The organism is Streptomyces sp. NPDC002619 (assembly GCF_042889305.1).
GTDB lineage: Bacteria > Actinomycetota > Actinomycetes > Streptomycetales > Streptomycetaceae > Streptomyces.
Genome location: NZ_JBIAQV010000111.1, coordinates 1 through 6,965 on the forward strand (window position 1 = coordinate 1; position 6,965 = coordinate 6,965).

Annotated in this window: 8 protein-coding genes; 3 read left to right on the plus strand and 5 right to left on the minus strand. The window is 72.4% G+C overall.

Annotated features, from left to right (window positions below):
- Positions 1-188: 188 nt before the first annotated feature.
- Genes ACFYXB_RS45225 through ACFYXB_RS45235 form a run of 3 tightly spaced genes read right to left on the minus strand, consistent with a single transcriptional unit; the run spans position 189 to position 3,105 of the window.
- Entirely contained in the window at positions 189-806 is a 618-nt protein-coding gene (locus ACFYXB_RS45225; RefSeq protein ID WP_389591300.1) for a hypothetical protein, read from the minus strand.
- Positions 803-2,365 (minus strand): hypothetical protein, encoded by a 1,563-nt coding sequence (locus ACFYXB_RS45230; RefSeq protein WP_389591301.1) that lies wholly within the window; start codon positions 2,363-2,365, stop codon positions 803-805. Before ACFYXB_RS45230 ends, ACFYXB_RS45225 begins: the two co-directional genes overlap by 4 nt.
- Positions 2,362-3,105, minus strand: coding sequence for an ABC transporter ATP-binding protein (locus ACFYXB_RS45235; protein ID WP_389591303.1), 744 nt, complete (start codon positions 3,103-3,105; stop codon positions 2,362-2,364). The genes ACFYXB_RS45230 and ACFYXB_RS45235 overlap by 4 nt, the downstream gene beginning before the upstream one ends.
- A gap of 235 nt (positions 3,106-3,340) precedes the next feature.
- Between ACFYXB_RS45235 and ACFYXB_RS45240 the strand changes: the two genes are divergently transcribed.
- Positions 3,341-4,648 (plus strand): sensor histidine kinase, encoded by a 1,308-nt coding sequence (locus ACFYXB_RS45240; protein WP_389591304.1) that lies wholly within the window; start codon positions 3,341-3,343, stop codon positions 4,646-4,648.
- Positions 4,645-5,382: a response regulator gene (locus tag ACFYXB_RS45245; RefSeq protein WP_389591305.1), complete on the plus strand. Its 738-nt coding sequence runs from the start codon at positions 4,645-4,647 to the stop codon at positions 5,380-5,382. The genes ACFYXB_RS45240 and ACFYXB_RS45245 overlap by 4 nt, the downstream gene beginning before the upstream one ends.
- 75 nt (positions 5,383-5,457) lie before the next feature.
- Here ACFYXB_RS45245 and ACFYXB_RS45250 read toward each other — a convergent pair whose 3' ends face one another.
- Both ACFYXB_RS45250 and ACFYXB_RS45255 read right to left on the minus strand, forming a co-directional pair.
- Positions 5,458-5,784 (minus strand): SRPBCC domain-containing protein, encoded by a 327-nt coding sequence (locus ACFYXB_RS45250; protein ID WP_389591306.1) that lies wholly within the window; start codon positions 5,782-5,784, stop codon positions 5,458-5,460.
- Positions 5,785-5,786: 2 nt separating this feature from the next.
- Positions 5,787-6,344 (minus strand): hypothetical protein, encoded by a 558-nt coding sequence (locus tag ACFYXB_RS45255; RefSeq protein ID WP_389591308.1) that lies wholly within the window; start codon positions 6,342-6,344, stop codon positions 5,787-5,789.
- Positions 6,345-6,624: 280 nt separating this feature from the next.
- Here ACFYXB_RS45255 and ACFYXB_RS45260 point away from each other — a divergent pair.
- A partial coding sequence (locus tag ACFYXB_RS45260; protein WP_389591310.1) for a recombinase family protein occupies positions 6,625-6,965 on the plus strand: 341 nt, incomplete at its 3' end.

A 6,965-nucleotide genomic window follows, 5' to 3' on the forward strand; every position in this document is an offset into this window, starting at 1 on the left:
CATGCGGCCCTCTTTCGCCCACGTCCACGCGGTCTGGTAGTGCACGCCGTTGCGTGCAGCCCACTCGGAAAGCTTCATATGGTCAAGATAATAGATGAGAAAGGTTGAGATTCACTGATGGTTCACGGAACAGTTGTTACCCCCCTGACCGCCTGAGTACCTGTCCATCCAAGCCCACTGACGGCCCGTCATGCCGCGTCGGGATCGGCCGGGCGGTCACGCGCCCCGCGCGCGGTGATGGCCGCCAGCCCGCAGGCGAACACCAGCCCGGCGCAGAGGGCACCGCCCAGATCGTGCGGCGGGCGCGCGGGCCAGAGCCACGGGGTGGAAAGCGCGGGCGGGTGCCACTGCGTGTAGAGCGCGTACACCGCCGCGACCAGGTAGCCCGTCGGGCCGGTCCAGGACAGGCCACCGCCGAGCGCGGCGGCGCAGAGCAGGCCGATGCCGGTGATCCCTGCAAAGTTACGTAGTACGTCCAGGGCGCCGCCGGCCAGGTGCCCGCTGAACGCGGCGGCGCACAGCAGGCCGACCGCCACCGCGGTCAGTGCGAGCGTGACGGCCGACCGCAGATAGGGCAGCCACCGCCCGGACACACGCTCCGGCTCGCCGAGCGGGCTCGCCGCGGTGGCTGCGACGCCGACCGCCGCGGCGGCCTCGAAGATCAGCGGCAACTGCAGCGCGCCGTAGGCGTCCCAGTGCCCGAGCAGCGCGAGCCGCAGCCCGGCGGCGCAGCCCGCGACCGCCAGCAGGGCGAACGGCACCCGGCGGCCCTTGGCGTACAGCTGGAGCAGGCGGGCGCCGGTCATGGCAGCTGCTCCGGGGTGATCCCGCCGGCCCGCAGCGCGGCCAGGTGCCGCACGAGCCAGGCGTGCCGGGTCGCGCTCGGCAGCGCGGCAAAGCGTTCGGCGGCCGCGTAGGCCGGCGTCCCCGGCGTCAGACTCGGCCAGTTGGTCTCACCTGACCTGCCTGCACCGTCTGGTCCGTCCGATCCGGGGAAGGCGGCCGGGTCCGTCGGCTCGCGCAGGCCGGCGGCCAGCAACAGCGCCTTGGCCACCGCGTTCTGCGCGGGGGACGCGCCGGGCCCGTCGCCGATGACGCGGGCGACCAGCTCCGGGCCGTACGTCCCGGCCACCTGGCCCGTCATCTGAGCGTCCGTCAGGGACGGCCCCGGCAGCTGGACGGGAAGCACCAGAGGGAACCCGGTTGCCGCGCCGCCCCCGCGCGGCGCCTCCGGCCGGACGCTGACGCCGTTGCCGGTGTCCTGACGGTAGGTCACGGGAACCTGCAGAATCCGGGTCGGCGCGCCCGGCAGCCCGGCCAACTGGTCGAGCACCGGTGCCAAGGCGTTCGAGGTGGTGGGCAGGAAGGAGGCGTAGGCGGGGTTGAGACAGACCGGGATCGCGGTGTCGCCGCACACCGGCGTAAACCGGAGCGGCTGGTCCTCGGCGGGATCGTGCAGAGCCGGAATGTTGATCTGCCCCTGCGGCCCCAGGGTGCCGGATCCGGCCAGCACCACCGCGGTACCGGCCACCAGCACGGCAGCCCCGGTGAGCCCGGCCGCCGTCACGCGCACCCACCGGCCGGCCGCCACCGGAGACAGTGCGAGCACACCGAGCAGCGCGACGGTGACCCCGGTCAGGAAGATCACCTGCGCGAGGGAGAGATCGGCGGAGAACGGGTAGAAGGTCGCCACACCCGCCTGCGGGCCCAGGTCCCACGGCCCGGTGACGACCGGTGAGATCTGCCAGGCTGACTGGCTGCCGTGGATCAGCTCGGTGCTGAGCGCGAGGGCGAGGAACGCGGAGACGGTCACCAGCGGCGCGGTGAAGCGCCCGGGCAGCAGCGCCCCCACCACGAAGCCCAGGGCCGCGAAGGCGGGCAGGCTCGCCGCCCCTACGGCAGCCGGCCACCACAGCGGGCCGCCCCAACGGGCCTGATGGGCCGTCACCTCGTACAGCACGGCCACACAGCCGAAGTAGGCCGCCAACGCCCAGACCGTGGTGGCCAGCCAGGACGCGAACTGCCGTTCCCAGCGCGGGCGCGCGGTGACGACCAACTGGTCGGTGAGGCGGCGGCGGGCTTCCCGCGACGCGGTCCAGGCCGCCGCGCCGGTCACCGGGATCGCGAAGTCGAGCACGGCCCCGCTCTGCAGCCCGGACGCACGCAGGTTCCACAGCGGTGGCATGGCCATGTCCTTGCGGTAGGTGGTGAGCCAGAACAGCCCGATCGCGACCGGCAGCAGCCAGGCCATCGCGTTGTGCCGCAGCTCAAGACGGATCAGCCGCAGCAGCCCGAGTAGGCGCAGCAGACGCGGCGGCACCAGGCCGGGTCGTTCGGCCGCCGATACTGTGGCCGCCGCGCTCATGACCGCGCCTGAGCGAGGACGGCGCTGTATCCGCGCTCGATCGGGGTGTCCCCGGCGTCCTGCTCGTCGCCTCGGGCGGTCAGCCCCGCCGGCGTCCCCTGGAAGACGATCCTGCCCTGGTCCATCAGGGCCACCTCGGCGCAGGCGGTGGCGACGTCCTCGACCAGATGGGTGCTCACCACCACCGTCGCGCGCTGCCCCAACTCGCGTAGCAGCGCCCGGAACGACACGCGCTGCTCCGGGTCGAGGCCCGCGGTCGGCTCGTCGAGCAGCAGCAACTCCGGCTCGTTGACGATGGCCTGAGCGATGCCGGCCCGGCGCAGCATGCCGCCGGACAGGGTGCGCAGCTTGGCCCTGCTCCGGTCACCGAGCCCGACCCGGTCGACGGCGGTCGCGACCGCGGCGCGGATCCGGGCCGGCGGCATCTCCTTCAACAGCGCGAAGTACTCGACGTACTCCGCCACCGTGAACCCCGGGTAGTAGCCGGGGTTCTGCGGCAGATAGCCGAGCCTGCGCCGGATCTCACAGCGCGGGCGGTAACTGCCCGGATCCCGGCCGAGCAGCCGCAGGCCGCCCGAGGACGGCGGTATCGCCGTCGCCATCATCCGCAGCAGCGAGGTCTTCCCTGCGCCGTTCGGCCCCAGCAGTCCGAAGACCCCGGGACCGGCCTGCAGGTCCACCCCGGCCACCGCCTGCACTGCGCCGAAGCGCCGGGTCAGGCCGCTGATCTGGACGTTCATCGTGCTCCTTCCCCTGTCTCCATCTGTTCCGCGCTTGCTTTCCGGCTGCCTTCCAGCGGGCGGGCGAGTCGGTGCCAGGCTGCCCGGCGGGCGAGGGCGGGGTCGTCACCCCGGGGTGGACGAATCCCGGTGCTACGTGCGAGGACATTCCGGGCCGGATGCGGGCCCTGGTCATACCTGGGTATGACCATCCAGGGGTGATGATCGGGCGGCTCGGCCCGCCTACGCTGAACCCGTGATTCGGCTGCAGGGGTTGGCACGGAATGCCTGCCGTGCCTTCGTTCAGGTGCTGGCCGGGCCGGAGCGGGAACCGGTCCGGCCCGCCTCGCCACGACAGCGCCGGGCGGGATACGCCGCGCTGGTCGCGGCGACGATCGTGCTGGCTGCCGTCAACACCACCCACGTGCACGGGATCGCCCTCGGCGGCGCCCTGCGACCGCCCGGCACGGGACAGGTCCTGTTCGCCGTCGCCGTGGTGCTGCCGCTCGTGCTCGTCGCGATGCGTCCGATGCTCGCCTGGCGGATCGGCTGGCTCGCGCTGCTGCTGTCCCCGCTGCTGCCCGCCGCCTGGTGGGGCGGCTGGCCCTGGGGGCCGCCGCAGGTGCTGGCGTTGCTCGTCACCTTCTGCCTCGCGGGAGTCCGGCAGCGGCGGGCGGCGCTGTGGTGGATGTGGGCCCTGACGCTGATCCCCTGGGTCTGGTGGCTGGTCCGGGACATCCCGAACCTGAACGGTCCGGCCAGCGCCACGCTGGTCTTCACGGTCGTGGCGGTCGCAGTGGACAGCATCGGCTCCCGGCTCCGCACCCAGCGGGCGCTGGCCACCCAGACAGTGCGCACCGACGCCGAGCGGGCGCGGCGGGCGGTGCTGGAGGAGCGCACGCGGATCGCCAGGGAACTGCACGATGTGGTGGCCCATCACCTGTCCCTGATCGCGGTCCAGGCGGAGACCGCCCCCTTCCGGCTGGGCGAACTGCCGGAACCGACCCGCGCCGAGTTCGCCTCGATGAGCGGGGTGGCCCGCGAGGCGCTGACGGAGATGCGGCGACTGCTCGGCGTGCTGCGCCAGGACCAGTCGGCCGCACTCGCGCCGCAGCCCCAACTGACCGATCTCGCGGCACTGGTCGACGCCGCCCGCCGGGCAGGCGTGACGGTCGGCCTGTCGGTACCGGACGAGCTGGGCGGGGTGCCCGCGGGTGTCGGTGTGTGCGCATACCGGATCGTCCAGGAGTCGCTGTCCAACGCCAGCCGCCACGCCCCGGGTGCCGCAGTCACCGTGACGGTGCGTCAGGACGCGCACGCCGTCCAGGTGCGGGTGGCCAACGATCCGGGCGCTCCCGCTGTCCGGCCGGGGCACGAGCACGGGCCGGACAGCGACAACGGCTATGGGCATGGCAGCAGGCACGGCCACGGCAGCGGGCATGGCCACGGGCTCACCGGGATGCGTGAGCGGGTCGCCCTGCTCGGCGGATCGTTGTCCGCCGGGCCGACACCGACGGGAGGCTTCGAGGTGTCAGTGGTGCTCCCGCTGGAGAAGACCGCATGAGCACCGCCGGTCCTGCTTCCAGTGCCGCGTCCGATCCCGCTTCGGGTCCTGCTTCACGTCCCGCCCTCACGCGCTGCCTGATCGCGGACGACCAGGCGATGGTGCGCGAAGGCTTCGCCGCGGTGCTCGACGCCCAACCGGACCTCCAGGTCGTCGGCCAGGCCGCGGATGGAGCCGCCGCGGTCGCCCAGGCCCGGGAACTGTCACCCGACGTCGTGCTGATGGACGTGCGGATGCCGGTGATGGACGGCCTCCAGGCGAGCCGGGAAATCCTGCACGGGACGGCAGAGCCGGGGGGCCCGCGGGTGCTCATGCTCACCACCTTCGACCTCGACGATTACGTGTACGCGGCACTGCGCGCCGGGGCCAGCGGGTTCCTGCTCAAGGACGCCACCGCCGCCGAACTGGTCCAAGCGGTCCGGGTGGTGGCCGCGGGTGAGGCACTGCTCGCCCCATCGGTCACCCGACGCCTGATCGCCGACTTCGCCCGTGTCCCCCACGGCGGTCCGCGGCCGACGCCCGTACTCGACGCGCTCACCCAGCGCGAGACCGAGGTCCTCCGGCTGATCGCCTGCGGCCTGTCCAACTCCGAGATCAGCGATGTGCTCGTGATCGCCGAGCAGACCACCAAGACCTACGTCGGCCGCATCTTCACCAAGCTCGGCCTGCGCGACCGGGCCCAAGCCGTGGTGGTCGCCTACGAAACCGGACTGGTCACGCCGGGCTCGCTGTAGCGGGCGCTCGACGCCGTCCGGCGCGGGCCCGACGGCCGTGCGCTCGGGTGGCTCCGCGCGTATCGCGCACTGCCGTCACTGCTGGTCGAGGACGGCAGCGGCCTGGTCCAGGGTGCGCTGCCAATGCGCCCGCTGCTGTTCGCGCTCTTCGGCGCTCGCCAGGTGCTCTTGGTGGAAGCGGAGCATTGTCCGGGTCCCGTCGGCGGTGGGGGCGAGGGCGACTTGGACCGTAGTGGTGCCGTGGGTGACGCGGATGCGGTCTGCCGGGCGGTAGCCGCGCACCTCGCCCGCCACTCCTGCGACCGTCCGGTAGGAGGCGCCTCGTTCCGGGACGAGGACCGCGCCGGGGCCGAGCCAGAGGACGTACTGCCCGGAGTGCAGGCGGTAGTTCCCCCTCTGCACGGTCAGTGCGGGGCCATCACCAAGTCGCCGATCACCTGCAGTCCGACCCGCGCCGCCAGCCAGGGGGCGCGTTCGGCTTCGGACTGTTTGACGTGCACGAAGACCGTGTGGTCGGTTGCCGGCTCGTCGAGGTCGAGGTCGCGGGCGTTGACGCACAGGGTCACGTACGCGCCCCTGGAGCCGCCGGTACCCAGACCCGCCTCGGGAGCCTCCGGCCAGCCCCGGAAGTCCCAGCGGATCGCGGCGGGGGTGCCGGTGACTGCGCGCAGGAGCGGCTCCACGATGTCCGGTGGCATGGCCCAGCTCTGCACCCGGACGGGCAGATGCGCAGCCGGGTCGTCCCCCTTGTCCGACGAGCCGTCTCCGTTCCCGGCGGCGAACCAATCCGCCCTCGGCAGCAGCACGCTCAACGGTTTCAGCGCCTCCGGCGACGAGATTCGCGCCTCGAAGTCGACCTCGAGCTCGCGGGTGTCGGCGATCTCGAGCAACTGCCCGATCACGCGCAACGCCTCCCCGAGTTCGGCTGCCCTCAGGATGGGTTGCGCGTAGGAGTTGGACATGGCGACGTCGTTGCCTTCCAGGTGAGAGCCCGTCCCGGTGGGTCACTCGAAGCGAGCGTCACCGCCCGGGCGGGGATCGGGCCGTCCACCGGCCTGCGGGACGCGTGCGGTACGTCCTCCGCGAGGTTACGCCTCTGTTCCCGCTGCCGTCGCTCCAGCCGCGTCGCCGGTCACCCGGCCAGGGCCTCGGCCGTGGGGGCCTGTGGCTGTGTGGGGGGGTAACAACTGTTCCGTGAACCATCAGTGAATCTCAACCTTTCTCATCTATTATCTTGACCATATGAAGCTTTCTGAGTGGGCTGCACGCAACGGCGTGCACTACCAGACCGCGTGGACGTGGGCGAAAGAGGGCCGCATGCCGGTTCCTGTACGCCAGACACTGTCCGGGACGTGGCTGGTCGACGAGCCCACCCCGGAAGTGGCCGGCCGTGTCGTGGCGTACTGCCGTGTCTCCTCGGCCGACCAGAAGCCGGACCTCGACCGGCAGGTCGCCCGCGTAGTCCAGGGGGCTACCGGTCTCGGTTTTCCGGTCGCTGAGGTGGTGACCGAGGTCGGGTCGGGGTTGAACGGGCGCCGCCGCAAGCTGCACCGCCTCCTGTCCGACCCGAACGCCGCTGTGAT